General features: G+C 49.5%; 21 protein-coding genes. 18 read left to right on the forward strand and 3 right to left on the reverse strand.

The features are described from left to right. Positions 1 to 32: 32 nt before the first annotated feature. The 4 genes from ACX9NY_RS25365 (at position 33) to ACX9NY_RS25380 (ending at position 4,732) form a co-directional block, all read left to right on the forward strand. A complete protein-coding gene (locus ACX9NY_RS25365; protein WP_472479401.1) occupies positions 33 to 911 on the forward strand; it encodes a helix-turn-helix transcriptional regulator in 879 nt (292 codons plus the stop codon). 431 nt (positions 912 to 1,342) lie between these two features. After that, complete coding sequence (locus tag ACX9NY_RS25370; RefSeq protein WP_339238580.1) at positions 1,343 to 2,053, forward strand: response regulator transcription factor; 711 nt, start codon at positions 1,343 to 1,345, stop codon at positions 2,051 to 2,053. Further along, complete coding sequence (locus ACX9NY_RS25375; RefSeq protein WP_472475781.1) at positions 2,050 to 3,564, forward strand: sensor histidine kinase; 1,515 nt, start codon at positions 2,050 to 2,052, stop codon at positions 3,562 to 3,564. The genes ACX9NY_RS25370 and ACX9NY_RS25375 overlap by 4 nt, the downstream gene beginning before the upstream one ends. A gap of 58 nt (positions 3,565 to 3,622) precedes the next feature. Continuing rightward, positions 3,623 to 4,732 carry a hypothetical protein gene (locus ACX9NY_RS25380; protein ID WP_472475783.1) on the forward strand — a complete coding sequence of 370 codons (1,110 nt, stop codon included), beginning with the start codon at positions 3,623 to 3,625 and terminating at the stop codon, positions 4,730 to 4,732. A gap of 51 nt (positions 4,733 to 4,783) precedes the next feature. Here ACX9NY_RS25380 and ACX9NY_RS25385 read toward each other — a convergent pair whose 3' ends face one another. After that, entirely contained in the window at positions 4,784 to 7,987 is a 3,204-nt protein-coding gene (locus ACX9NY_RS25385) for an InlB B-repeat-containing protein (protein WP_472475785.1), read from the reverse strand. 415 nt (positions 7,988 to 8,402) lie between these two features. Between ACX9NY_RS25385 and trhO the strand changes: the two genes are divergently transcribed. From trhO to ACX9NY_RS25430, 9 genes are all read left to right on the forward strand, one after another. Next, entirely contained in the window at positions 8,403 to 9,290 is an 888-nt protein-coding gene (gene trhO, locus ACX9NY_RS25390; protein ID WP_472475787.1) for an oxygen-dependent tRNA uridine(34) hydroxylase TrhO, read from the forward strand. A 12-nt stretch (positions 9,291 to 9,302) separates the two neighbouring features. After that, positions 9,303 to 9,950 (forward strand): helix-turn-helix transcriptional regulator, encoded by a 648-nt coding sequence (locus ACX9NY_RS25395; RefSeq protein ID WP_339238573.1) that lies wholly within the window; start codon positions 9,303 to 9,305, stop codon positions 9,948 to 9,950. Between the two features lie 156 nt (positions 9,951 to 10,106). Continuing rightward, positions 10,107 to 10,232, forward strand: coding sequence for a hypothetical protein (locus ACX9NY_RS25400; RefSeq protein WP_472475790.1), 126 nt, complete (start codon positions 10,107 to 10,109; stop codon positions 10,230 to 10,232). After that, positions 10,229 to 10,426: a hypothetical protein gene (locus tag ACX9NY_RS25405; RefSeq protein ID WP_472475792.1), complete on the forward strand. Its 198-nt coding sequence runs from the start codon at positions 10,229 to 10,231 to the stop codon at positions 10,424 to 10,426. Before ACX9NY_RS25400 ends, ACX9NY_RS25405 begins: the two co-directional genes overlap by 4 nt. 323 nt (positions 10,427 to 10,749) lie before the next feature. Beyond that, complete coding sequence (locus ACX9NY_RS25410) at positions 10,750 to 11,799, forward strand: ABC transporter substrate-binding protein (RefSeq protein ID WP_315938603.1); 1,050 nt, start codon at positions 10,750 to 10,752, stop codon at positions 11,797 to 11,799. Between the two features lie 271 nt (positions 11,800 to 12,070). Beyond that, positions 12,071 to 12,931 (forward strand): ABC transporter permease, encoded by an 861-nt coding sequence (locus ACX9NY_RS25415; RefSeq protein ID WP_472479403.1) that lies wholly within the window; start codon positions 12,071 to 12,073, stop codon positions 12,929 to 12,931. Positions 12,932 to 12,933: 2 nt separating this feature from the next. Next, positions 12,934 to 13,728 carry an ABC transporter ATP-binding protein gene (locus ACX9NY_RS25420; RefSeq protein WP_036606660.1) on the forward strand — a complete coding sequence of 265 codons (795 nt, stop codon included), beginning with the start codon at positions 12,934 to 12,936 and terminating at the stop codon, positions 13,726 to 13,728. Between the two features lie 139 nt (positions 13,729 to 13,867). Then, entirely contained in the window at positions 13,868 to 15,046 is a 1,179-nt protein-coding gene (locus ACX9NY_RS25425) for a winged helix-turn-helix domain-containing protein (RefSeq protein WP_472475794.1), read from the forward strand. Between the two features lie 69 nt (positions 15,047 to 15,115). Continuing rightward, positions 15,116 to 16,462 carry an MFS transporter gene (locus ACX9NY_RS25430; RefSeq protein ID WP_472475796.1) on the forward strand — a complete coding sequence of 449 codons (1,347 nt, stop codon included), beginning with the start codon at positions 15,116 to 15,118 and terminating at the stop codon, positions 16,460 to 16,462. Positions 16,463 to 16,583: 121 nt separating this feature from the next. Here ACX9NY_RS25430 and ACX9NY_RS25435 read toward each other — a convergent pair whose 3' ends face one another. Next, a complete protein-coding gene (locus tag ACX9NY_RS25435; protein WP_472475798.1) occupies positions 16,584 to 17,165 on the reverse strand; it encodes a hypothetical protein in 582 nt (193 codons plus the stop codon). 30 nt (positions 17,166 to 17,195) lie between these two features. Continuing rightward, positions 17,196 to 17,729, reverse strand: coding sequence for a hypothetical protein (locus tag ACX9NY_RS25440; RefSeq protein WP_472475800.1), 534 nt, complete (start codon positions 17,727 to 17,729; stop codon positions 17,196 to 17,198). A 200-nt stretch (positions 17,730 to 17,929) separates the two neighbouring features. Here ACX9NY_RS25440 and ACX9NY_RS25445 point away from each other — a divergent pair, with 200 nt between their 5' ends. The 5 genes from ACX9NY_RS25445 (at position 17,930) to ACX9NY_RS25465 (ending at position 26,249) form a co-directional block, all read left to right on the forward strand. Further along, entirely contained in the window at positions 17,930 to 18,427 is a 498-nt protein-coding gene (locus ACX9NY_RS25445) for a DUF6385 domain-containing protein (RefSeq protein WP_339257835.1), read from the forward strand. A gap of 45 nt (positions 18,428 to 18,472) precedes the next feature. Continuing rightward, complete coding sequence (locus tag ACX9NY_RS25450) at positions 18,473 to 19,879, forward strand: DUF6385 domain-containing protein (protein WP_472475802.1); 1,407 nt, start codon at positions 18,473 to 18,475, stop codon at positions 19,877 to 19,879. A gap of 79 nt (positions 19,880 to 19,958) precedes the next feature. Beyond that, positions 19,959 to 22,244 carry a glycosyltransferase gene (locus ACX9NY_RS25455; RefSeq protein ID WP_472475804.1) on the forward strand — a complete coding sequence of 762 codons (2,286 nt, stop codon included), beginning with the start codon at positions 19,959 to 19,961 and terminating at the stop codon, positions 22,242 to 22,244. Then, on the forward strand, positions 22,201 to 24,189 hold the full coding sequence (locus tag ACX9NY_RS25460; RefSeq protein ID WP_472475806.1) for a tetratricopeptide repeat-containing glycosyltransferase family 2 protein: 1,989 nt from the start codon (positions 22,201 to 22,203) through the stop codon (positions 24,187 to 24,189). Before ACX9NY_RS25455 ends, ACX9NY_RS25460 begins: the two co-directional genes overlap by 44 nt. Before the next feature lie 56 nt (positions 24,190 to 24,245). Beyond that, positions 24,246 to 26,249: a glycosyltransferase gene (locus tag ACX9NY_RS25465; protein WP_472475808.1), complete on the forward strand. Its 2,004-nt coding sequence runs from the start codon at positions 24,246 to 24,248 to the stop codon at positions 26,247 to 26,249. Positions 26,250 to 26,531: the final 282 nt, after the last annotated feature.

The raw sequence follows: 26,531 nt of genomic DNA on the forward strand, positions 1-26,531 counted from the left end.
GGGATTTACCACAGTTGAGCCGTTACCGTGCAATGATTCAGCAAAGTTTGTTCTATATTGAAACCCATCTGCATGAAGAGATCGGGCTGGAAGAAGTGGCATCCGAGGCGTTGTTGTCGCCGTATCACTACCACCGGATTTTCCGTAATGAGGTGAGTATGACTGTGGTGGACTATATTCGTAATCGCCGGATGAGTCTGGCGTCCACAGCCCTGCGATCCACGGATGCAGGCATTCTGGACATTTCCCTGGCATGTGGATTTGAAAGTCAGGAAGCCTTCACTCGCGCATTTCGCAAATGTTATGGCATGCCACCAGGACGTTTCCGCAAATTGTTCGATCTGAAATTATTCGAAGGAAGAACCAGAGGAGGAGAAGTACAGATGAGTCAGACGTCAACGATTACAGGCTGGATGTTAACCGGAAGTCATCCGCAAAATTATGAGATGGGCATTGATCCTGCCGAAGTGCATCAGGGGAAAGCTTCAGGTTATTTGAAGGCAGTTACACCGATGGAGCCTAATGAATTCGCAACGATGATGCAGCAGTTCAAAGCGGACAAGTATGTAGGCAAGCGGATGAAATTATCGGGATTCGTGAAGACCGAGCGTGTGGAGGCGTTCTGCGGATTATGGATGCGTGTGGATAATAACGTTCATGATGTGCTCCAATTTGATAACATGCATGATCGGCCAATTACGGGTACGCAGCCATGGAACCAGTACAGTATTGTGCTTGATGTGCCGGAGGGCAGCGCGGTCATTTCGTTCGGGGTGATTTTGAACGGTAAAGGAAAAGTGTGGGTCGACAGTTTCCGCTTCGATGAGGTTGATCTGAATACGCCGCTGACACATATGGAGACAGAGTATGAGATGTCGGACGAGCCGCTCAATCTGTCATTTGAGGAGTAAATGCTGAGGTGATCAAGAAGTTGTTGCCTAAAATCAGTAACATGAATTGGGAATCTATAGATCCAGGGCTGATCCAATCGCGGGTTGGCTCTTTTTGTTGCCTTTGGGGTATAAAGAAAGTAAAGCCAAGACTAAGCTGAGAGGATATGCACCTGTCATTCAAATTGCAATTCATCCATAGCTAATTAACATAGACCTTGCTAACATAAATAAAAAAAACTGAATTTTTACACGAAAACGAAGAGTGCAGAAACAGTTTGAAGAAACGAAGTTCAAAGCTTTCTGTAAAAAGCTACTTCGGAAGCATATGCTAGGCCCTTTATCCCCGGATTTTCTCTTAGGAGAATTGATTCAAAAAATCTGGGGATAACAGCGATCAGAAGACGGTACTGCACTTGAAGTTATCTCGTGTAACGTAGAGGATGGATTCCATGAATAAAAAAGTGCTCGTGGTAGATGACGAATCAAGCATCGTCAGTGCCATTGCTTACGCGCTGCGGCGCGAAGGATATGAAGTTGAGACTGCGAGTGACGGCGAAGAGGCCTTGGTGAAGGTCGCATCGTTTCACCCACAGGTCATGATTCTGGACGTGATGATGCCAAGGCTTGATGGATACGGCGTATGCCGCAGGCTGGAAGACCGCGAGGATATCGGCATTATTTTGCTGACCGTCAAAAATGATATCGTGGACAAGATCGTTGGTCTGGAAATGGGTGCGGATGATTACATGACCAAACCATTCGAGATCCGTGAACTGCTTGCAAGGGTGAAAGCGCTCATGCGTCGTGTCGAGAAAAGCAGTCCACCACCTGACGATTCGAAGAATCAGGCCATCGTGAATGGCACACTGCGTATTCATGTTGCTCACCGCACGGTGACTGTGAATGAGGAGAAGCTGGATCTGACACCGAAAGAGTTTGATCTGCTGACCATTCTCATGTCTAATCCTGAGCGGGTTTACACACGAGACGATCTGCTGGATCGGGTATGGGGCATGGAATATGCGGGTGGGACACGGACCGTGGACATTCATATCCAGCGTTTGCGCAAAAAAATCGGAGATACGGATCAGCAAAAATTGCAGACCGTATACGGGATTGGCTACAAAGCATCTGCACCTGAACCAGGCGGGGCCATATGAGAGTCAGCATCAAGCTGAAGTTCAGTGTTTTTCTGGCAGCCTTGCTAATCCTGACCGTGGTTGTGCTTAGTTCACTGGTCCTGCGCGGTATTGAACGCAATCAGCAGTCACAGATTGAAGGTATTCTATCGCAGCAGACACGGCTGGTGAACCTGAATGTACGACAGTCCTACTACACCGAGTCGGTTCATCTCGAACAGGACGTTTTTTTACAGCGAAATGGCCGCAGACTGGCACAGGAGCTGGCCAACTCTACCGGATTGCCAATTGCACTCTATAACATGACAGGCCAGCAGGTGGGAGCATCCTTCGCCTCCGGCGAGAGTGAACTCGTACAGGAAACGTTGGACTATGCGCTGCAAAATAAAATAGCTTATCATGAGCAGGGCGAGACCCTGCTCTATGCCGCACCACTGGATGGCCCGGATGGACAGATGGGCGCTGTATGGATACAATATCCTGTCCAGAGTTACCATGAGTTCTATACTCGCATCCTTCAACTGTTCATATGGGCAGGAATTACCGTGGTTGCGCTGAGCTTCATATTAGGTTATCTGTTCTACAATCGGTTTGCCGTTGCGATTACCCGGCTGAAGAGGTCCGCAGATTCCATTCGAGAAGGGAACTACATTACGGAATCTCCTGTAAGGCGTAAGGATGAATTGGGAGAGCTGGGGCAAGGCATCTATTATATGAGTACATCCATTCAGCAAAATATCACAGCCATGCATGCGGAGCAGCAGAAGCTGCAACTGGCGATAGAGAAGCTTCAGGCGCTGGAACAGCAGCAGAAACAATATATCGGTAACATCAGTCATGAGTTCAAGACTCCGCTGACCTCGATCAAAGCTTATGTGGAGCTGCTCGACATGTATAAGGATGATCCGCAACTGCTTGATGATGCGACGAGTAACATTGGCAAAGAAACGGAGCGGCTGTACGAGATGGTGGAGAAAGTACTTCATTTATCTGCCCTGGAAAAGTACGACTTCGAGAACCAGGCCGAAGATGTAGAGGTCAGTGCTCTGCTGGAGGATGCCTGTGGCCGGATGCGTGGGAAAGCGGAGAAGTTTGCGCTGAACATGGAACTGGATCTTGAACCGGCGGTGATCCGCAGTGATCGGGAGAGTCTTATGCATATCTTCATCAACATGCTGGATAACGCCATCAAATATAACATTCCGGATGGTGTGATCCGGGTGAAGAGCGAATTACAGATGCAGGAGCGTCAAGCGGTCATTCGCATCTATAACTCGGGTACGCCGATTCCGGCAGAGGCGCGGGAGAAGATTTTTGAACCCTTTTACACGGTGAACAAAGACAGGGCCAGAAAAACCGGCGGAACCGGGCTCGGATTATCTCTCGTAAAGCAATTTGTTGAAAAGCAAGGCGGTACAATCACCTTACTTCCAAGCAGTACGAGCGATTCTCAGAATGGGGAAGGCGTGACGTTCCAACTCATTTTCCCTTTGGCTGATGCAAGTTTACAAGTTCGAAACAAGTCTGAATAACTTTGGAAGTATGCCGTGTGTATGCTTGGTCTAATAGCAAGAGGAACCAGGGGGGACCATGATGAATTGGAAAAAAGCAGCTTTGGGTACGTTCGGGGCCATTGCCCTGTTAACGACAGCAGCATGCGGGGGAACAACAGAGCCGGGGAGCAATGCACAAGGCGGAAAAACAGGCACCGATATTACGGTGAAAGATAATACCAACACGTCTGTGTACCAGAGCTTCAAGTTGGAGAAAATTGATAAATTGCCCAATATGCGCGGAATTGCATGGCTAAGTGACGACTGGATTGTATCCGACAAGGAGAATAAGTCCTTGAAACCCGTTACTGTTGAAGGTGAGGAAAGATACCCGCATAACTTATATATGTATGATCTAACCAAAGGTACAGACACGCCGCTCAAGGAAAGTGAAGTTAGCCTGGGTGCACCGCTGGTGTCACCGGATGCTCAGTACCTGTTCTATCGGGAGCCGGAGGAAAGTACGGGTAAAGGTTACATTCTGAATCTGCATAACGGGGAGACAACCCCTGCCGGTAAGGAGGATGGCTTCATCCAAGAGGGTGCATGGCTGGATAATGAACATGTCGTTTTTCCCAATATGAAGGGTGATCTGATCTCGGCAAGTGTGGATGGAACAACGAAGGTGCTGGTGGAGACAGGCAATTTCAATGTACGGAGTATCAAAGTGTCAGGCAATATGCTCTATTATATTACGGGCGAAGACGGCCAGTTGAATGCATACGACGTGAAGACGGGTGACGTGAAACAGGTGCTGAAAAGTGTGGAATGGGTCATCCCTTCCAATGATGGAACAAGGCTTGCGATTGTGAAAAGAACGGCGGATACCAAACGGGCGCTGGTGCTCACCGATCTGGAAGGTAACGAGAAGGCCACACTCGCCAGAGGCACGCAGATCTTCGGCACCAGCTGGTCGGGTGATGATTCCAAGATTGCGTATACGATCAATTCCGAGAATGATAATGAGAAAGGGCTGTTCGTCTCCAACACGGAGTCGGCAGAACAGTTCCAGATCTCGGCGGATATGGACAACGCCTCTGACCCGCTTGCCTGGAGTCCGGAAGGCAATAAGATCCTGTTATCGCAGGCGGTATTGGAGAATGAGTCGTATCACTTTGTGACCTCGGTCATTACGATCTCGGAATAAAACAGTTCAGAAAAGCCTGTTCCCGGGAAGGAACAGGCTTTTAGATATGCACTAATTCTTTGTTTTCAACAGTAATTTGACCGCTTCTGCACGCGTAGTTTTATCACTTGGAGCAAAGGTATTCAGCCCTTTACCGTTCAACATCCCGGCTTTTTGCATGCCAGCGACAGCTGCTTTGGCCCAAAGTGGAATCTGTGCATCATCTGCAAAGGTTGAGCTGGTGCCAGTTATCGCTTTTAATTGAAACGCACCGGCTACCATGACAGCCATCTCGGCACGGGTTACAGCGTCATTGGGGCGGAAAGCCCCCTCAGTGTCCCCCTGAATAAATCCTGCTTTCACTGCACGAGCTACAGCAGACTGTGCCCAAGCTCCTATTTTTGCATGATCGGTAAAAGATATTGCGGTTTCTGTGTATTCTGTTTGCAGTGCATTCATTAGCATCACCGTAAATTCAGCACGCGTAACGGATGCATTAGGCTTGAATGACCCATCGGAGAATCCACTTACGATACCTTCACGGACGGCTTCCTGAATGAAATCTTCCGCCCAGTGCCCGTTGACATCGCTAAATCCAATCTCTGCTGGCGCCTTGGGTTGTTCAACCGCAAAAACAGCAAATTTGGTGAAATGGTCTACGTCTACGTTGACTTGATTGTCATGAATTGAAGCTTCTCCCGCAGAGATCCACAACTTGTTTTGTTCATCAAAGTAGAATAGTCCAGCCTGGTGATTGGTTGGCAAGCTTGATGTATCAAAAGTCAGATTCAAGGTTACGTATTTATTGAAGTTCTGTTGAACATTCTTAAGTAACTCATATACCGGGCTGATTAATTTAGTCTGATTAGTTAGCAATTCCGAAGAATCTGTAATCTGGTCAATCGTGATCTTCATTTCTTGATTAGTTGCTCCAGCCGGGATGGTTACAGTGATGCCATCACCCAAACTCACTTGCCCAGCCTGCCCCGCAGCAAGTGTTAAACGTCCATTCGTGGTCGAATGGGTTATGGTATTAGGCGGCGAAGGGGTAATGCTCGACCCGTTGTTATTCTGGTTACCAGAGCCTCCGCCGCTGTTACCATCATTACCACCTGCTGGTGGCGTGGAATTAACACTCCATTTGGCATATAAGATCAGATCGGCTGTAATCTCTGTTTGAGCGAAGTTGAATGGAGTCTTCAACTCGGGGTCTGCGTACCAGCCTGCAAACATATAGCCGGAACGGGTTGGCGAAGCAGGTGCTGAAAGTTTCTTTTCGTATTCAACAGCTGCATCGGATACTGCTGATCCTCCGAGTGTATTGAACGTTACCTTATATGTGTTTGGTGCCCATTTTGCATACAATGTGGTCTCCTGGACAATCGATCTAGTATTCAGGTCAAATGGCGTACTCCATTCAGGCTCAGTATACCAGCCAGCGAAAGTGTGTCCTGCTTGGATTGGAATGTCAGGAGCTGTCACCAACTCACCATATGGGACCGTCTGATCAGGAACGACTGACCCACCATTAGTTTCGAAGTGAACGGTATAGGAGTTGACCGTCCATTTCGCATACAGCGTGATATTAGCGGTAACGGTGGTATTGCCGAAATCAAAAGCCTGACTCAGACCTGAATCGGTATACCATCCAGCAAAGGTGTATCCTGCTTTAGTTGGAACTGCTGGAACAATAACCTTGTCACCGTAGGATACTGTTTGTTCGTTTACTTCAGAACCGCCGTTACTGTTAAAGTTGATCGTTCGAGGCGTATAAAAGCTGAAATGCAGGGTTGTGGTATTGCCCGCACTATCGGTAACAATCAGTGCATATTCTCCTTCAGATTGAACCGTTTCTCCGTTGTTGAAGGGTGAACCGTTCAGAGTGGCTGTTCCTTCATTAAAAGTAATTGTTGGGCTTTCGTTGTATTTTCCATTATCAGTGACACCCAATACAACAGGAGCTGCTGTATCAATGGAAAAATTCAACGTTGTACTGCCAATATTGTTGGTTACCACCAATGTATAAACCCCGTCAGCCGTAACTGTAGTACCATTTGCGAATGCATTACCATTCAAAAATGCGGTACCACTATTAAATGCAGGTGTTACCGTTTGATTATATATTCCACCGTCAGATATGCCGTTGACTATAGGAGGAGTGGTTTGCTCAATTGTTATGGTCACTGACACTGGAATACTTGTACCATATGGATTGCCGGCACTATAGGTAAAGCTGTCACTTCCAACATAATTGGCGTTCGGAGTATAAGTAAATGCCCCGTTAGCATTCATTACCAATGTTCCGTTCATCGGCCCGCTTTTCAGAATAGCGGTAGAACCGTCGCTATCATTGGAAAGTACGCCTGGTGCAGACTCAGCCAAAGTGGAGTTTTGGTTCGTGGTATAGGTGTCTTCGATTGCTTCCGGAAGCCGTCCACCGTCCAAGTTGGGGAACGTTCCTGCGTTAGCAATATAATAAACCAAGTTGGATTGGCTGCTGTTTAAATTAGGTACTTTAAAATTCACCTGACCATCGCCCCCAAACCTGGTGCTCAACAGACTAAACAGGGGCTGGTTATCGTTAGTGCCAAGAGTGGAACCATTCGCCAATATCCAGTTTTTTGTCGAAAGACTGACTAACATGGGAATGATCTCACCAATGTACTCGCTACCTGTACCATTCTCGGCATGGTTAGCTTGGTTTGTAAATATAGCGTAATGTACACCATTAATCTCTGGGAAGTTAGGCAACTTGAATTCATTCGGTGTGTCTGATCCGTAGGTTGTACCAATCATTTCATATAGATCCGAATATACGGAGGTATTAACGTTCTGCCCTTCAGCAGTTAGCCAACCCGTGGGAGAGAAGGAATATGGAAATAGGCGAACCTCGCCTAACACAGCATTTCGGGTGTATAAAACATCGGGGTCTCGGGAAGGGAATATACCATTCATAGCTATGTAATAGCCCAACCCTTCTGGTGCAGCATTAGTAAGGTTAGGTAAGGCAAATGTTGTTTTTCCGTCGCCGCCATAATTATTGCCAAGCAACGAGTAGAGGGCTGTATTTTGGGTTAAAGAGAGCGTCTGTCCTCTGGCGGGCATCCATCCTGTAGGGACCGCACTGTAAGGGAATAATCTGATCTCACCAAGATAGGGATCTGCAGCCGCGGCATGGACTCGCTGTATAATGTTAGGATTATTCCATAGACCGCTTAGTCCAATCAGGAATACTAACCATAGGAAGCTTACTTTTTTTAATAATGTTATACGCATGACTCATTCCCCATTTTCCATTTAAATATGTTACGTTATGGTTATTCCTGTCCACTGTACTTTCCTAATTCATAGTGGTAAGCCATATAATGATGAGCATAGTTTAATGGATATGAGAGCAAAAATGAATACGATTATAGTTCAAATTCGAAATATATTTTTTGGATTTTCCAGAGACAAATCATTTATGGTTGAAATGTTCCATATCTTTCATCCCTTTCTATACATTTATATTGACTAAGCTATTCCGCTTCCGATAAACTAGAATGCAGGAATATAAGTCGAATGTCAGGCAGCAGTTCGAGACGAAGTTTCGGGCGGCTGTTTCTTTTCTTTTTACAAGTAAGGGTGCAACGTAGTCGTCTTGCCGGATGATCCGGCTCATAACAACATGGAATAGGAACAGGTGATATACATGTGTAACAGCGCGTATCGCGTGCTTTTATATTATAAGTTCGTGAAGATTGAAGACCCCGAGACGTTTACACAAGAGCATTTGCAATACTGCAAGGACCTCGGTGTGAAAGGACGTATCCTGATCGCATCCGAAGGCATTAACGGCACGGTATCCGGTACGCCGGAACAGACGGAACAGTATATGAAAGACATGCATGGGAACCCGCTGTTCAGCGATATGGTGTTCAAGATTGATGATGTGGAAGAACATGCATTCAAAAAAATCTTTGTTCGTCACAAAGCAGAGTTGGTTACGTTCCGCGTAGACGAAGATCTGGATCCAAATGTGATTAGTGGCAAACGCCTCTCACCGAAAGAGTTCCATGAGCATCTACAACGGGATGATGTCATCGTTATCGATGGTCGCAATGATTATGAATATGAAATCGGCCATTTCCGCGGCGCCATCCGTCCAGATGTTGAGTCGTTCCGTGAGTTCCCGGAGTGGATTCGCGAGAACCTGGGTGACATGAAAGATAAAACGATTATTACCTACTGCACGGGTGGTATTCGCTGCGAGAAGCTGACTGGATTCATGATTAATGAAGGATTCCAGGACGTGGCTCAATTAGACGGCGGTATTGTCACGTATGGTAAAGATCCAGAAGTTCAAGGCCATCTATTCGATGGTAAATGTTACGTGTTTGACGAGCGTATCTCTGTACCGATTAACCGGACAGAAGAGGATATTGTCATTGCCAGCTGTTATCACTGTGGAACGACACATGACCGATATATTAATTGTCCAACCTGCAACCTGCAGCACGTAAGCTGCGAGGATTGCGAAGAGACGCATAACCGCTTTTGTTCGGATGCCTGCCGGGAGGCAGCACCGGTACACGCATAAGCAGGAGAGCAGGTGCTGATCGTGAAGCGCGAAGAGGAACGAACGACGCGTGAACGGATTTTGTTCATGCTGAAGCAGCAAGGTACATTGACCGCGAGGGAAATGACAGCTGATCTGGGTCTGACCGGCATGGCCATTCGTCGTCATCTGACAGCACTGGAGCAGGACGGCTGGATCGAGGTTCGGGAGGCCCGGGCTACGGCTGGACGTCCATCCTCGGTGTACCAATTGACGGTACGCGGGGACAGCTTTTTCCCAAAATCATATTCGTCCCTTACGCTGGAACTGCTCGAAGAATTGTCTGAATCAGCCGGGAGCGGTGTGGTGGATGCATTGTTCGAGAGTCGCCGGGACAAGCTGCTCCGCAGCGGATTGCCACAGATGGAGGGCCAGGATCTGGCCGGACGGGTGGAGGAACTCGCGCGAATTCAGAATGCCAACGGATATATGGCGGATGCGTCCAGAGAAGAAGATGGAACCTACGTCATTACGGAAATGAACTGCCCGATTGTACAAGTTGCGAGTGTATACAAGCAGGCTTGTCGCTGTGAACTGGAATTGTTCCGCTCGCTGCTTCAAGCGGAGGTGGAGCGTACCGAATGTTACGCCGATGGCGGCAAAAGGTGCAAGTATGAGATTCGCGAAGCGTCAGGGAATTAACGGTTTATACACAAGAGATTGTTTCGATTCGTCGAAATAGTCTCTTTTTTTGGGTGAAAATGACGTAAAAACGTTATTTTTGTAGTGAGATACGTAATATAATCTGAGATAACACCAGATTCTTATACATAACTCTATGTTAGATGGGAGGCGTTAATGATGCATGAACCCGAACCGGCTTTGAAAAAGGCCATGAATCTATTGAAGGAACTGAGCGAGGATGAAGAGTTCCGCGAACAGTATGAAGCACGTCAAAAGTTTTTACGGATCAGATATCCATGATTGAGGGCGCACGAGAAGAGGGTCTCAAGAAAGGCATGGAGGAAGGAATTCAAAAAGGAATCGAAGAAAGTGAAGCTGAGAGCAAGCGGAAAATTGCATTGAATATGCTCACCTTGGGTCTTGATCAAGAGACCATTGTCAAAGCGACGGGACTAACCTCTGCTGAGCTAAAAGCAATTCAAGAAGAAAAATAAGCTATCTATATGAGGCTGCTCGCATAACATGTGGGTTGCCTTTTTTGATCTTATGTAATGTTTTCTATCACAATCAACCGATGAGAGTAAATTGGAAGCGGTTCAACCATTGACGTATATCGGGACGCCCCTTAATATTAGGGGAACAATAAAACACTAACACGGTTCATGGACTTCAGTCGCATGACAAAAGTCTATATTTGTCTGCTTTTGTCGATCAAAGCAACAATGCGTTGAAGCGTTTGTTTTGTCCCACCCTATCGTGTCAATGGAATCTCGATAAGGGTAACCACATTTTATAAGATGGAGAGGGGTTCTCACACATGAAAAAGAAATTTTGGATGTCACTGATGATGGTTGCTTCAATGATCGTTGCGGCAGGTTGCGGAAATAACAGCGGTACAGGCTCGGAATCCGAAGGATCGGGGAGTACAACAGGTGGAGGCAGCGAGGAAAAATCATACCAGATTGCCATCTCCCAGATTGTTGAACATCCATCCCTGGATGCTACACGCGAAGGTTTCATCGCAGCCCTGAAGGATGCGGGTATTGAAGAGAACAAGAACCTCAAAATCGATTACAATAACGCGCAAGGTGATTCGACGAACAACCTGTCCATTGCACAGAAAATCTCGGGTGACTCCAAAAATGATCTCGTACTTGGAATCGCAACACCATCGGCGCTGGCTCTGGCTCAGCAAGTGAAGGACAAGCCATTGCTGTTCGCGGCGGTAACAGACCCACTGGGTGCCAAACTGGTAACTGATATGGACAAGCCGGGCGGCAACGTTACAGGTGCATCCGACACGAACCCGGAGGCTATCGTACAATTGGCTGACTTTATCGCCAAAAATCTGCCGGATGTAAAAACGGTAGGCTTGGTCATTAACGAAGGTGAACCGAATGCAGTGGTTATGGCAGATAACGCAGAAAAAGCGCTCGCAACACATAATATCAAGCTGGTGAAAGCACCAGTTACGAATACATCTGAAGTTAAACAGGCAACGGATTCTCTGGTTGGCAAAGTAGATGCCTTCTACATTACGCTTGATAACTCTGTCGTAAGTGCGGTGGATACGATCATCCAAACGGCGAACAGCAATAAAATTCCGTTCTTCTCCAGTGACCGGGATACGGTTGAAAAAGGAGCTTTCGCAACGGTAGGCTTCAAATATTATGACCATGGATATCAGGTGGGTGAGATGGCTGCGGACATTCTGAAGAATGGTACGAATCCTGGTGATATGAAAGTCACCGTTCCAGACAAACTGGATCTGATCCTGAACCTGAAAGCAGCGGAAGCCCAAGGCATCACGGTTACGGATGAGATGAAGGCGGAAGTAAAAGACCAAGAAAACAACATTATTCAATAGAATCAATTCATAATACCTTTAGCTACTTCAATCAAGGGTAGATATAGATCAAAACGATTCAATTTGTCTATATCTAGTTACAGAAACAATAATTTAATGAGTTATGAGATTGATTCAATAATCTGACCGGATCATCATCCGGCAGTATGGATGCGAGGCGAACGTGCAACGGGTTCGCCTCATTCTTTTCGATAGACAGGGAGGAAGTAACGTGAGTATAAGCTGGAATTCAATTGAAGGAGCAATCGAGCTGGGACTTTTATATGCACTGATGGCTCTTGGTGTGTATATTACGTTCCGCATACTCGATTTTCCTGACCTTACCGTAGACGGAAGTTTTACAACAGGAGGCGCAATCGCGGCGGTGATGATCTCCAATGACTTCTCTCCTTGGCTTGCCTGTTTGGCGGCAATGGCTGGCGGCATGGTGGCCGGGGCTTGTACAGGTCTGCTTCATACCAAAGGCAAGATTAACGGGTTGTTATCCGGGATCTTGATGATGATCGCGCTCTACTCCATTAATATGCGTATTCTTGGCGCACCGAATAAATCCATTATGGGTATGGATAATCCATTCTCAGGTGAGCATGTCATGGTGCTTATTATTATCGTGGTACTCGTGTTCAAAATCATGCTCGATCTGTTCATGAAAACAGATGTTGGCCTGGCGCTCCGTGCCACAGGGGATAACAAACGCATGATTCGCAACTTTGGTGCAAATACGGATGTAACGACGATTGTAGGTGTCAGCTTATCCAATGGATTGGTAGCTCTGTCTGGGGCATTTATTGCCCAGCAATCCGGTTTTGCGGACATCACAATGGGTATCGGTATGATCGTCATTGGACTGGCTTCCGTCATCATTGGTGAAGCCATCCTTGGTGCAAGAACGGTGTTTTGGGCTACACTTGCAGCAATCGTTGGTTCAGTTATTTACCGGATTGTGGTTGCACTTGCCCTACAGGTCGAATGGTTTGATACATCTGATCTGAAGTTGATTACCGCGGTGATCGTCATCATTGCCCTTGTATTCCCAACGATGCAGCGTTCCATGAAGCAGCGGAGTCTGGCTCGCAAACGAACAGAAGAGTTGATGCGATCCGGGGGTCAACAGGCGAAGGGAGGTATGTGAGCATGCTGGAGATTACGCAAGTAACCAAGCTGTTCAACCCAGGTACAACGGACGAGAAGACTGCGCTCGTCGGTGTGAATCTGACGATGAATCCGGGAGATTTTGTGACGGTCATTGGCAGTAACGGAGCAGGTAAATCGACGTTGATGAACATCATTTCGGGTGTGATGAAGCCGGATATGGGTGATGTGCTAATCAATGATCGTTCCATCAAAAACCTGCCGGAGCATAAACGCAGCAGCTGGATTGGCCGGGTGTTTCAGGACCCGATGGCAGGAACAGCACCGCATATGTCCATTGAAGAAAATATGGCGATGGCATACAAGCGTGGCAAAGGACGTGGATTGGGCTTCGGCGTTACCCGTGCCAGACGTGAGATTTTTAACACGCAACTGGAGAAGCTGGGAATCGGACTGGAGAAGCGGCCTAACGCGAAGGTAGGTCTCTTGTCAGGCGGGGAGCGGCAGGCACTCAGCCTGTTGATGGCTACGTTTACCCAGCCGCAGATTCTGCTACTTGATGAGCATACGGCAGCCCTTGACCCCTCGCGTGCCGAACTGATCACGGAACTGACGGAGACACTTGTGCGTGAGATGAGACTTACCACACTGATGGTGACGCACAATATGGAACAGGCCATCCGTCTGGGCAATCGTTTAATCATGATGGATAAAGGCCGCATAATTCTGGATGTCAGCGAAGAGCGCAAGCGTACGTTGACCGTGCCAGAGTTGCTTGGTGAATTCGAGCGGATTAGCGGCAAAAAAATGGCGGATGACCGGGTCGTACTCGGTTAAAACAAGGAAATAACTTGTCCCCAAATAACTATTTCGTACTATAACAAGCTCTTTATTACAGAAACCTTTTGCGTTCTCGCAAAGGGTTTTTGTGGTATGTTGAAAATACGATGAGAAGAATACATAGGAGGAACCAGGCATGTCTTTACAATTGGATGAAGGGACATACACCGTAACCCGGCGTATGGATTCCATTCGCCTGCTGGCGAAGGAATTTGCGCTTTTTCATTTTTTATATGAGAACAAGGATAAAGTCTTTACGCGCAGCCAACTGTTGGATCGGGTATGGCCGCTGGAGTATCCGGTTGAACGCACGGTGGATGATCATATCTACCGTCTGCGCAAGAAATTAAAACGTTGGGATGAGATTAGTCTGGATACGGTACGGGGATACGGATATCGGCTTACGGTGCAAGAGAACAAGTCCGTTCTGCCCGCTAGTCCTTCTGCTCAGGACCCGGAAATGCAGGAAGTCATTCACGGATTACTTCGTAAATATCACTTGTTTGGGCAGGGAAATGCCATACAGACTCTGGTTCAACAGCAGGAAGCGCTAGGCATTCAGATTGAGCCGTACTATCAGTTGTATATCCATTTTATACAGGGCGATCTGGAATGGCTAATTACAACAAAGGAAATTTCTTTTGAAGAGCGTTTATACTGGTTACTTATTTTTGTTCATTCGCTAATTGAACCATCAGAAAGCTTACCCTTATATGAGCAAGCATTGAATTCATCGGCATTATCTGCGGAATTGCTTCGAGAACTCCGCATTTTGAACATCATTGAACTCTATGCAGAGGTAGGTCAATACGAGCGTGCTCGGATGCAACTGGAGGAGACGTATCGTCTGATAGAGACAGACGAGCTCAAGAATTTCAGACTGCCGGTAACCCTTGCAGCGTTATACGTGGAACTGTGGGGTGGTAGCGGTGAAGCTGTTGAGGCTCAAATGGCAGTGCTGCGAGCAGGATTGAAGGATGCCCCCTATCTGCGGGAGATCGGACGTTTTCAGGTGATGGAAGGTTTATGGTTGCTACGGCAAGGGCGAGTGCGTGAAGCGGAACTTAGGATGGATGACGGACTGGACGTGTTGAAAATGTCGCTGAATGTGCCGCTATATCTGAATGCTGCATATCAGATCCTCCTGTTCATGGAACAACATCGAATTGAAGGCAGACTGCGCAGGAAATATCGTCAAGTGTACGCAGAGATTGGTAAAAATTATGGTGTTCCCACCTATAAACAACGAATTGTAGATGAAATACGTAAATTTTTATCCCCTATCTCCCCATCCTCTGATCTTCCTCTGATATAACTCTCTTATGATTACAGTCAAGTAACACACAGACCACACACGGCTGTAATCAAGGGAGGAAGTACACGTATGACCGTCATTTCAAATGAACCCACATCCAATGAATCCACCGAACCCTCCGCTTCATCTGCGGAATCCTCCAGAAGTTTATGGACCAATCTCCGGTTTGTCCGCATGTTTATTGCCTATTCTCTGGCTACGTTTGGAGACTGGTTTGATGCACTCGCCATCCAGGTGATGGTGGCCTACCGATGGGGCGCCGATCCGTTGATTATCGCCCTTATTCCTGTATGTATGGCCGTACCGGGCATACTGCTGGGCTCCGTTGCTGGTGCACTGGCAGATCGGCTGCACAAAGTGAAAATCATGCTCCTGTGTGATGTAATCACGGTGGGATTAACCATTGCAATTTTATTTGCACCAAGTCCGCTGTGGTTGCTTCCACTGCTTGCCCTGCGAGCCATGATGGGAGTGTTCCATGTTCCCGCCCAGCAGGCGCTAACCCGCCAGGTGGTGGCAGAGGAGCATCTGTTTCAGGCATCGTCCCTAAATGGTTTTGTGAACCAGTGCTCGAAAGTGGCGGGACCGCTACTGGGTGCAGTCATTTTGGCCTTCTTTTCACCACAGATCTGTATATTAATCAATGCTTGTACCCGCCTGCTGTCGGGCGCAGTGTTATGGCCCTTGCGACGGTTGATGGAGAAGCCGGAGCCTGTTGAACCAGACGGAAGTACGGCTGATACAAGGGATATCCCCGAATCGTTGTTTACCCAGTGGCAGCAAGGCTGGCGTTTTATACAGAGCAGTCGCCCCGTACTGAGCACGATGCTGTTCGGCTGTTTTGGACTCATGGCTATCCTGATGATCGATTATCAATTTACGACTCTGTTTCGGGAGATCAAGCCGGGGAATGAATCGCTGTTAGGTTGGTTGGGTTCATCGGGAGGTGCCGGAGCCATAGTCATCATTTTGCTGTTAAATCGTTTGCCGAGAATTGGGTATGGGTGGGGGCTAGGTGGAGGATATCTGTTCATCGGGGCTGGAATTGCTGCATTAGGGTGGATTGGCCCACAAACACCTGAAATTTGGGTCTTAATGTGGGGGTTGTGCATTGGGGTAGGCAATGGGCTCTTTATGGTAACACTGAATTATTTGTTGCAAAAGGAAACCCCTCCTGCCTATGTAGGACGTGTCTTCGGCATTCAAAATTCACTATTCAGTGTTGTACTTGTTGTAGCCCCACTTGCAGGTGGAGCGCTCATTCGAGTTGCAGGACCGAGTCCCACCTTTCAATATATCGGTCTCGCTACGCTGGTGATTGGCCTTGCGGGAATACTGCTACAGCGCATCCTATGGGAGGCGAAGCCGCCGCTCCTATCGGAAGCGAAAGAGACCATTCCGCAGGAATCGGTCTGACTGCTTTCTCGGGTCAACATGTTAAACATTCATTGTATCTACAATAAAACGAACAGCCGCTTCCGTATTCTTCCGAAGGCGGTTGTTTGCACGTTGTACTTGTTGTGCATCGTTGAACCAATCAGACTTCCCACCAAGTGAAATAAGCAGTAGAGGCCAGCAGTCCACCAACCGAAAGTGATCCGCTGACAGAGAGGTTAATGGCTTGACCTGGAGGAACCACATAACGGCCAAATTCATTGGATTGGAAAGGTCCCGCTTGAAGGGGCATCGCCATCAATGAGGTCGCTCCTGAAGGCGCAGAAGAAGAGAATCGTACGATGGCTACGCTGGTATTGCTGCTGGAAAGATTGCTGTTGACCGCCGTGAGTGTACTGGGAGAGCTTAGCGTTCCGTTCGCGGTCAGACTCATGGAACCGCTGAAGGATGACAACAGATTCAGTGCCACTGTGATTCCACCAGAGAGCCGTGATACATACAGGGTTCTCCCACTCCCAGCTGGATTGGCTAATTGAACGGTGGCGATCACTGTTCCTCCCAGTAACCCCAGTGTTGTGGAGTTGGTGGAACCTGCATTGTACAGATTGCCGGTACTGCCAGCACTATTCTCCGGAGGAGCAACAATGCCGGGAGAGATATACGTGTTCGTATTGGACGTATAGACAGGCAGATTTAATGGATTAAATACATTATTGTTCGGCACAGTGTGCACCTCCTTTTATAAGCATCATGCTTAGAATTCCCACCAGAAGAGATTAATGGCTGCAGTCTGACTGCCAGTTCCCAAACTAATGGATAGTGATTGTCCCGGTGGAACAAGAATGGAACCGTTTAAATCCAAGAAATACATTCCCGCAGTGAGAGGTATGCTGAGCAAACTTGTGAAAGTCCCCCCAAGCGTGCCGGTATTTTGCCTTGTAGTAACGATGCTGGAATTGGCGTTGCCAAGCAATGTATTGACGGGTGTAGGTGTACTTCCTGCCGTCACCGTGCCCCCGGAATATACGGCCAGTGTAGCTGCCGCCGTTGTCCCTCCCGAAAGGCTGGCAATTCGTACTGTTCTGCCACTCCCACTTGCATTCAGGATTTGAAGAAGGAGGTTTTGGCTGGAAGGGATCGATGTATTATTGGTCGTCAGGGCAAAAAAACTGCCAGCCGCAGCTGCACCGGCATCTGCTGAAGCCTCAATACCCGGGGCTGCATAAGTGTTGGTCAGTTGAGTGAACAGGGGCCCATTAGACTGGTTGAATATATTAGAGTTTGTCATCTTGTCCCCCCCCTCTGAATAGATGAAACTGGTCTCGCGATACGATTTGTTTCGCATGTCCTCATTACTTGCATTGTATGTAACAACAAGAGAAAGCGTTTGGGAACGGACTGCTAATTCCAAAATAACGGCAGATGCCGTGCCCGTATATCCAATCCGGGCATACGATGCGTAAGCACATTTTTTAAGGGGAAATCGAGATGAGTCGAACAGCGAAGCGAAGCAAGAAGAGAACGAAGCAACCAACCAAATATGCAAGCCGTCGCCGCTCACGTCATTCCTGCCGCGCTAAATTGCTGAAACCCCCTTGTTCCCGGATTACTCGTCCCCGGTTCAAGCAGGGTACTTCCTCACGTACGAAACTCCCTGGTGCTATTCATTGTTTTACAGAGCATACGTATGTCGGAGCCGAAACCAGCAGCAGCATGAATTCCCTCCCGGCACAAGACACCTCATCACTCAGCATGTACACCTATGGCGTTGTGAATCGTGGGAAACATCCGGCTCTGGTACAGATCCAGATCAGCCCCAATGCCTTGGACTATGCTGTGGACAGCCAGGAGGTGGTCGCGGGAGGACAGACCAAAGCGCTGGTACCTTTGCGATTTTTGCATTATACCCGGCTTGCAATTCGATCCGTTGAACCGGATCAACCGACCCGGCTTGATGTTTACTTTCAGGCGCAGCGTATGCCGTAAGGGAGTAGGATTACACAGATTTGACCAGGGAGGAGGACGAGGCACATGCCTAACTTTACGACGTTTAATACGAATCCGGATAATCTGAGGACATTGATTTTCGGCCAGGATAGTACAGGCACAGCCCAGCCTGTCAGAACCGATACAAGCGGGAATGTGGTTGGCATTATTTTGGACGGGACCATTAGTAATATCTCAGGTCTGACTACCGTCACAATTAACGCAGGAACCATTACCAACATCCTGAACGGAACGATTACGAGTGTACTTGGAGCGACGATCACGGCAGGTACGATTAATAGTGTGCTGGGAGCCACCGTAACCGCAGGTACATTAACGAATTTGCTCAATGGTACAATCACAAGTGTATTGGGAGCGACGATCACGGCCGGAACGATTACGAGTGTGCTTGGAGCGACTGTAACTGCGGGAACATTGACGAACCTGCTAAATGGTACAATCACAAGTGTACTGGGAGCAACGATTACGGCCGGAACGATTACAAGTGTGCTCGGAGCGACTGTAACTGCAGGGACACTCACCAACTTGCTTGATGGTACACTTACCAGTGTGCTCGGAGCCACGGTGACAGCGGGAACGCTGACAAACTTGCTGAATGGTACAATCACAAGTGTACTGGGAGCGACGATTACGGCCGGAACCATTACCAGCGTGCTTGGGGCAACCGTAACAGCAGGGACACTCACCAACTTGCTGAATGGTACAATCACAAGTGTACTGGGAGCAACGATCACGGCTGGAACAATCACGAGCGTGCTTGGAGCGACGATTACAGCGGGGACCATTACAGGTATACTCGGAGCAACGGTAACAGCGGGAACATTAACGAACTTGTTGAATGGTACGATTACGAGTGTGCTCGGAGCAACGATCACCGCAGGAACGCTTACGAACTTATTAAATGGAACCATTACAAGTGTCCTTGGTGCAACCGTAACTGCAGGTACGTTGACGAACTTGCTAAATGGTACGATTACGAGTGTGCTTGGCGCAACGATCACCGCAGGAACGCTGACCAACTTGTTGAACGGAACCATCACCAGCGTGCTCGGAGCAACGATTACGGCAGGGACGCTCAGCAGTGTGACGTCCATTTCACAAAAGAGTTTTCAGGAGTCACAGATCATAAGCACACCTACAGCAAACACCTTCACCGCGCTTCCAGCGGTTACGACCAGTGTATTTGGCACGTATTCTTTCTTTGTATATAACCGGGGGCCAGGTGTAAACCGGGTGGATGCTCTGGTTGAGATCAGTGCCAACGGAACGAACTGGTACACGGATGTGACCACTGTGACTGGCATTTTGTCCGGATCAGTAGATGTACTCGTACCACAGCGTTTTCTCAAATACACACGTCTTTCCTACCGCTCCAGCCTCATTGGTGCACCAAGCACGATTGATGTGTTCTTTAATGGACAAGGCACATAACCCATTTATATTTCATATAGGTACATGGAGTTCCTTTGGTGGACTTCATGTACTTTTTTTGTATTGGAGGTGGTCGCATTTGAAGAACCGTTTGCTTGGAATCCATATGATTGTTCAAAATGAAGAACATCACCTGCCCCGCTGTCTCGACAGTTTGAAGCCTTTCGGCATGGAATGTTTTATCACGGATACGGGTTCCTCTGACCGCACACCCGAGATCGGCAAAACGTACGGAGCAACGGTGTTGCACGCCGACTGGCAAGATGACTTTTCCCAAGCACGAAATATCAGTCTGCCTCTGGCAGGTACAGAATGGGTCCTGTGTCTGGATGCCGATGAGTACGTCAGCCAGGGATTGGAAGAACTGCTGAAATATTTGCCCAAAGTCCAAAGAAGCATTTCAAGATTACGAATTACCATAGAGAATCGATACGGTGATGGGGCGGAAGAGCGGGTAATCTGCCAACCAGTGAGACTATTCCGTGCTCATCAGGGATATCAATATGTGGGACGCGTCCATGAGCAGTTGGTACGCAGTAGCTCATGCAGATTTGGCCAGGATGGGGCCGCTGATATGAATGACAGCAAGATCGCTACACAGGATGAAGAACATTTATTGATGGAGTCGGAACCACTTGCGCCGTTATGTCTGATTCATGATGGATACCTGGCCTCCACAATTGCGAAGGAACATAAACCAAGACGTAATTTAAAGCTGATTGAACGGGAACTCGCAGATGAGCCTGCACAGCCTTTTCACCTGTACAATCTGGGAGTAACGTATTGCCAGCTTGGTCAGATCGAACAGGCAATTGAAGCGTTCCGTGAATCATTACGTCTCACAGAGCTACTTGCGCCATATCGCCCTACACTGGTTAAAGATTATGCTAAGACCCTTGTAGGAACGGAACGTTATGACGAGGCACATGCAATTCTGACTGTGGAAAGACAGCGTTATCCAGCCTATGCCGATCTGCACCTGTTGTATGGGGAGACGTTGGAGCACCAAGGTTTGGAGGAACGTGCATACCAATCCTACGTCCGAGCAACCGAATGTCGGGAGGGACTGCAAGGTAATGAACAGAGTAATGGAGGCGGCGCATTAGACTCGCCATATGTAACGGAAGCAGGTTCCGACAGCTACAGAGCTTATTCCGCAATGGGAAGACTTGCACAGAAACGAGGATTTCTAAAGGAGTCTGCACATCTGTATGAATTGGCATTGGACAGCATGTTTGCGTATGCCCCGGCGTGGGCTGGGTTGGCAGATGTACTGCAGCAATCCGGAGAAACAGATGAGAGCATAACAGAAACATTACTCGCCAGATGCATGGGAATTGAGGAGCCGAGTCAAGGCAAATCGATTGGTGGTGAAATGCCTCATTCATATGCAGTGATGCATGAGGATCATCTGGTGCACGTGATTTATGTTCTGGCAGGCTGCGGAGCATATGAGCAGGCATTGAAAATGCTGGATACAGATGCGCGTACTGCTCGTATCCATATAGCGGAACGTATACATTGGATGTTGTGTGCGAATAAGATATCCGAAGCACTGCAATTGGCGGAAGAACACTGGGGCACGGAATGTGTGAGTGAATTCAACATGCCGGCTGAGCACAGAATGGATTGGGCACTGGCTTGTTGGGCTAATGGATTACGATTAAGCGATACATTTCTCGCAACCTCGCATCCACAGGAAAAAAACATTTGGAAGGTCATGGATCGAGTATTAACTCAGCTGTCCAAAGAGCCGCGAAGCGTTGTACCAGTGCCACAAGAACAGAAGCTTATGCAATGGGGTTCGCAGGCAGAGATAATCGCAGAGAAGGTTGTAGAGCAGGCGTTATATACGGGACAGCTTACACTTGCCGAGCAACTGCATAAGCTGCGGGCAATGATGGTGAGGGAGTATTGGGGAACTGCCGTAACTTTACGGAGGGAGTTTGCAAGTCTGTTATATCGTCAGGGCTACACCATAGCAGCCGCGAACATCCTGATTCAGTGTATGACCGAGAATGAACTCGATGCCGAAGGATTATTCTGGCTGGGTGAAACGCTGTATGCCAAAGGATACGATGAACAGGCGTTGTCTCTGTTCGAACAGGCACTGGAGCGGGAACCTGCTCACCGACAAGCCCGGGCTGGAGCAGCTGTATGTTACATGCGATTGGCCTTGAAGGCGATTCAGCAGGAGTTGGTTCGTTCCCAATCTGCCGAGATGCTCATTGCACAGCATACTGCGTTGGATCAAAGATTACGTACGGCCGAGGGCATTCCCTGGCGTACGATTTTCCATGCGAAGGAAAGGAGGAATCAGCTTGCGAGCGGAACGAATTTCCTTATGCATGATCGTGAAGGATGAGGAAGAGTTACTGCCTCATTGTCTTGCCAGTGTCCAGGGAGCGGTGGATGAAATGATCGTAGTGGACACCGGTTCGTCGGATCGTAGTGCAGAGATTGCGCGTCAGCATGGCGCGGTAGTGGTGCCCTTTGAGTGGTGCGATGACTTTGCCGCAGCACGGAATGCTGGCCTGGAGCAGGCTTCCGGCGACTGGATTCTTTTCCTTGATGCGGACGAGGTGCTCGATAGTGCTGCGCGGGAGCAGATCAGAAGCTGGACGGCGGTCAGCGGATGTGACGGATTGTTTTTAAACATTCATAACTATACAGGTACAGGTCAGCAGGGGGCTACTGTGAATCCGGTGCTGCGTCTCTTCCGCAATGCTCCGGGTCATCGGTTTGAAGGTCGAATTCATGAGCAGATTGCGGCGGCGATCTGTCGGGTTAACCCTGAAGCTGCATTTCATGTAACGGACATGATCATCCATCATTATGGGTATCAGACGGCAATTGTGGAGCGCAAAGATAAGGTGAACCGCAATGTTCGCCTGCTGGAACAGGCAGTGGAGGAAGAACCGGATCAGCCGTTCCATCACTATAATCTGGGGGTCGAGTATCTGCGTGTAGGGGAAGCGGAGCGGGCATTGGAGACGTTTGGTGTGGCTCGGATGGGGATTGATCCTGCGGTGACCAGTTACGCGCATCTGCTGTTCAAATATGAAGTTCGTTGTCTTCAGCATCTGAATCGCTGGCAGGAGGCCTTGGATCGCATTGGTGCTGCGCTTGAACTCTTCCCAGAGTACACGGATCTCATGCACCATCGCGGGGTATGTGCAGACGCATTGGGGGATACAGATCGGGCAGAGTATGCGCTACGTGAAGCTATTCGCATGGGTCCGCCTCCGCCCATATACCATACGGAAGAAGGCATCGGAACCTATCAGACGTGGTATACGTTAGGGCGATTACTGGAAGGAAGGGCCGATCTGGAGGGTGCAGTGGATGCTTACGTGGAAGCGGTGCGCGCCAAATCCAGTCTGCTGCCGCCACTCTATCGGATATTCCGTATTATGCGAGTTTCTGGTCAGGAACATCAGATTCCAGAGCTGGTGAGGGAGCGTTTTGCACTCAGTTCAGAAGAGGCTATACACAAAGTATTGGGCATTCTGGAGCAATCCCGTTGTTATGATGCGGCCCTGCAATTATTACCTGGTGTGTCGTCACAACCCAACGGAGCGATGAGGGAGCGTTTATCCGTAGCGGAGGCGATGCTCCAAATCCAGCAAGGGAGATGGAACAAGGCGCGTCTGAAACTGGAACCTGTGAGGCGCAAAAAAGGGTTGCTTGCCGCCTCATCTGCCCGATGGCTCGAACGTTTGGAGTGGATCGAGGGGAAGGAAGTTAGCGGAGATGATCCATTAACGTTATGGTTGAAGCGTAGTTCGCAGATGGGTGAAGCAGTAACTAACAATGAAGAAATTGCTGTACAGACAGGGCGAACCTTGGGTCTGAGAGCGACAATGAAGAAGGACGTGGACTCCAGCATGGACGGAACAGTTGCAGGAGCAGAGTATGATGGCTGGCAGGCCCTTGGACTGATGATGGAAGGGTGTGTACAGTCAGGACGATGGAAAGAGCTGCATAGCCTGATTCAGATGTGCCAACAGCAATTGTCCGTAGAAGGGGTATCGTCAGAAGAGAGCGCTCGTGTAGGAGAGAAGGAGAAAGAGGAAAGGAAGAGGAGCGAGAAGGAGATGGGTAGAGGAAAAGGGGAAGAAAAGGGGCCATTCCCTGGATCTTTGGATACGCTGATGGGAACCAGTTGGCTGGTGAAAGGATTGGTCAGCGCTGCGGATCATCATCTGGAGGTATTCGCACAGCCTGCAGATGGACAGCGGCATCGTTGTTGGCCTGTCGTTCAGCATATTCGGCTGGAGTTACCGGGAGCGGACGGGTTTGAGAGCTGAAGGGATCAGGTAGGTGAGGGGTGGTGGAGAATGTGGGGTCGGAGATTAGCTTGTGCATGATCGTGAAGGATGAAGCGAGGTCACTCCAGCGGTGCTTGAATGCAGTCAGGGATGTTGTGGATGAGATCATCGTTGTGGACACAGGCTCGGTAGATGATACACCTGAAATTGCACGTCTCCATGGTGCCGTTGTCATCCACTCGGAATGGAAGGGTGACTTCAGTAAAGCCCGTAATCTGTCGCTGGCCGCAGCTACGAAACCGTGGATTCTGGTGCTTGATGCAGATGAGGTATGGGTACAGACCAAGCAGATGAAGGCAGAACTCGTGCAGTTGTTAGCAGCAAGCAGAGACGACGTATGGGGATATTGGATACAGGTCACGAGTCTGCTGGGTGTGTCCGGTGAAGAGCGCGTGACGGATGCGGTATGTCGATTGTTCCGTAATGATTCCCGAATTGCTTTTCAGGGCAAAATTCACGAAGAGATTGCTTTTTCGATCATGGCACTCGCTCCGCAAGGCGTACTTCATTCTGGACTTGAGGTCATGCATTACGGATATCTGGAGCAGGTGATCAATGCCAAAAATAAAGGTGCACGCAACATGCAGTTGATCCGTTCCGCGTTGAATCAGGAGGGAAATCAACCGGAGCTGTTATATGCTCTGGCTGCCGAATGGTTTCAGCAAGCGAAGTATGATGAAGCACTCCGGTTGTTACAGCCCTTATTGGCGCAGCTTATGCCGGATTGTGGATATCACTCGGATCTGGTGCTGAAAACGGCTTACGCCTGGCGAGAGATTGGCAGCCCGGAACGGGCGTTTGCTGTGGTGGAAGCGTGGGCGCCGGTGTATGAGGATTTTCCGGATTTGTTGGAACTTGGTGCTGTACTTGAACTGGATCAAGGGAGAGAGGACTTGGCCCTGGACTGGTTAAAACAGGCTAAAATGGCTGCTTCCACAGCCAACAGGTATACATCTGTCTCTGGTGCTGGAACCTACCGCAGCCTGACGCTGGAAGGCATGGCACATGAGCGGGCTGGCCGCTGGGCAGAGGCAGAAACCGCATACACGGCGGCGCTGGACGTGCAACCCGGCAGCTTGCCTGCATGGCAGCGGCTGTTGTTGCTGGCCGCTGCCACTGGGCGGCCACACGCAATCGCAGGCGTAGCCGCCCGAGTAAGCTTGCCGCCTGCGGCATGGCAAGCACTGATCGCGGCCGCGCTGGCTGCGCATCGGCCGGAGTGGCTGCTGCGCCATGCGGCGGCGCTTGCGGGCCCGCTGCGGGCACAGCCGCTGGCCGCCGGGCTTGCGCTCGCCCAGCTGGGCGAGGACGCTGCCGCTCGGGCGGCTTTGCAGCCCTGGGCGGTGCATGCGCAGCACGGGCCAGAGGCGGCCCTGGCGCTGTGGGCGCTAGGCCACAAGCAGCCCGGCAGGCGCAACGCCAGAGCGGCAGCTCGCCAGCAGGCTGGGCTGCCCGCTGCGGCCCACACCGCCGAGGCGCTGCTGCAGCGCGGGGCCATGGCTCGCAGCAGCGGCATGGCGTCTAGCCCGCCCGGCGATGCAACGCCCGGCGGCTCTGCCGCGCCTGCGGCTTGCGTGCTCGCAGCGGCGCAAGCGCTCGCCGGCGTGGGCGCCTGGGCCGCATGGCTGCGCCTGCTGCAAGCCCTGCCGCCCCGCGGCGCGCTGGCGTTGCTCGCAGCGCTTCCGCCTGCGGCACGCTGCGGGTTGCTGCGAGCACCCGCGGGCGTCCGCGAAGGGCTGCTTGCGCTATGCGGCACGCCTGACGGCGCGCAGCAGCCCCGCGCGGACGCGGTGCCCACCCCGGAGCGCGTCGCTCACGCACTCCTTGCGGGCACGCTCGCGCTGCTCGCCGGGCGGCAGAACCTGGCACGTGAATGGGCCGAATTGGCCCAACTCACTGCGCGGCAATCTGCCGCCACAGGTCGCCCGGCGACGACCATTTCGCCGGGCCTGCACATCCTGCTGCGCCTGACAGCACCCGGCGCAGCCTCCGCCGATGCGTATACCAACCAGTGCAACATGTTACTGGTACACCTATAATTTCACTTATCACTTATCACTTATCACTTATCACTTATCACTTATCTCTCGTCTCTTATCTTTATCTTTATCTCTTATCTTTATCTTTATCTCTTATCTCTAACATCTAAGCATCTAACTTCTAATTTTAATTTCTAATCCATAGTCCCTAAATCCCAGTCCCATCCCCCAATGTGTAACCACGATCTGTTTCTCAATCCATCTCCAATTGAAAGTGCAAAAGCAACGGAGCTACCGGTCTTGGGAGCATTCCCCGAACCGTGCATGGTTCCGTTGCCAATA

This window comes from Paenibacillus sp. CB74 (assembly GCF_055687625.1).

Excerpts from the sequence above, each read along its gene's own strand:
- ACX9NY_RS25425 (WP_472475794.1), top strand. The coding sequence starts at position 13,868 with ATGTCTTTACAATTGGATGAAGGGACATACACCGTAACCCGGCGTATG.
- ACX9NY_RS25370 (WP_339238580.1), top strand. The coding sequence starts at position 1,343 with ATGAATAAAAAAGTGCTCGTGGTAGATGACGAATCAAGCATCGTCAGT.
- ACX9NY_RS25365 (WP_472479401.1), top strand. The coding sequence starts at position 33 with ATGATTCAGCAAAGTTTGTTCTATATTGAAACCCATCTGCATGAAGAG.
- ACX9NY_RS25415 (WP_472479403.1), top strand. The coding sequence starts at position 12,071 with ATGGCTCTTGGTGTGTATATTACGTTCCGCATACTCGATTTTCCTGAC.
- ACX9NY_RS25380 (WP_472475783.1), top strand. The coding sequence starts at position 3,623 with ATGATGAATTGGAAAAAAGCAGCTTTGGGTACGTTCGGGGCCATTGCC.
- ACX9NY_RS25405 (WP_472475792.1), top strand. The coding sequence starts at position 10,229 with ATGATTGAGGGCGCACGAGAAGAGGGTCTCAAGAAAGGCATGGAGGAA.
- ACX9NY_RS25375 (WP_472475781.1), top strand. The coding sequence starts at position 2,050 with ATGAGAGTCAGCATCAAGCTGAAGTTCAGTGTTTTTCTGGCAGCCTTG.
- ACX9NY_RS25450 (WP_472475802.1), top strand. The coding sequence starts at position 18,473 with ATGCCTAACTTTACGACGTTTAATACGAATCCGGATAATCTGAGGACA.
- trhO (WP_472475787.1), top strand. The coding sequence starts at position 8,403 with ATGTGTAACAGCGCGTATCGCGTGCTTTTATATTATAAGTTCGTGAAG.
- ACX9NY_RS25430 (WP_472475796.1), top strand. The coding sequence starts at position 15,116 with ATGACCGTCATTTCAAATGAACCCACATCCAATGAATCCACCGAACCC.
- ACX9NY_RS25410 (WP_315938603.1), top strand. The coding sequence starts at position 10,750 with ATGAAAAAGAAATTTTGGATGTCACTGATGATGGTTGCTTCAATGATC.
- ACX9NY_RS25385 (WP_472475785.1), bottom strand. The coding sequence starts at position 7,987 with ATGCGTATAACATTATTAAAAAAAGTAAGCTTCCTATGGTTAGTATTC.
- ACX9NY_RS25420 (WP_036606660.1), top strand. The coding sequence starts at position 12,934 with ATGCTGGAGATTACGCAAGTAACCAAGCTGTTCAACCCAGGTACAACG.
- ACX9NY_RS25465 (WP_472475808.1), top strand. The coding sequence starts at position 24,246 with ATGATCGTGAAGGATGAAGCGAGGTCACTCCAGCGGTGCTTGAATGCA.
- ACX9NY_RS25400 (WP_472475790.1), top strand. The coding sequence starts at position 10,107 with ATGATGCATGAACCCGAACCGGCTTTGAAAAAGGCCATGAATCTATTG.
- ACX9NY_RS25445 (WP_339257835.1), top strand. The coding sequence starts at position 17,930 with ATGAGTCGAACAGCGAAGCGAAGCAAGAAGAGAACGAAGCAACCAACC.
- ACX9NY_RS25440 (WP_472475800.1), bottom strand. The coding sequence starts at position 17,729 with ATGACAAACTCTAATATATTCAACCAGTCTAATGGGCCCCTGTTCACT.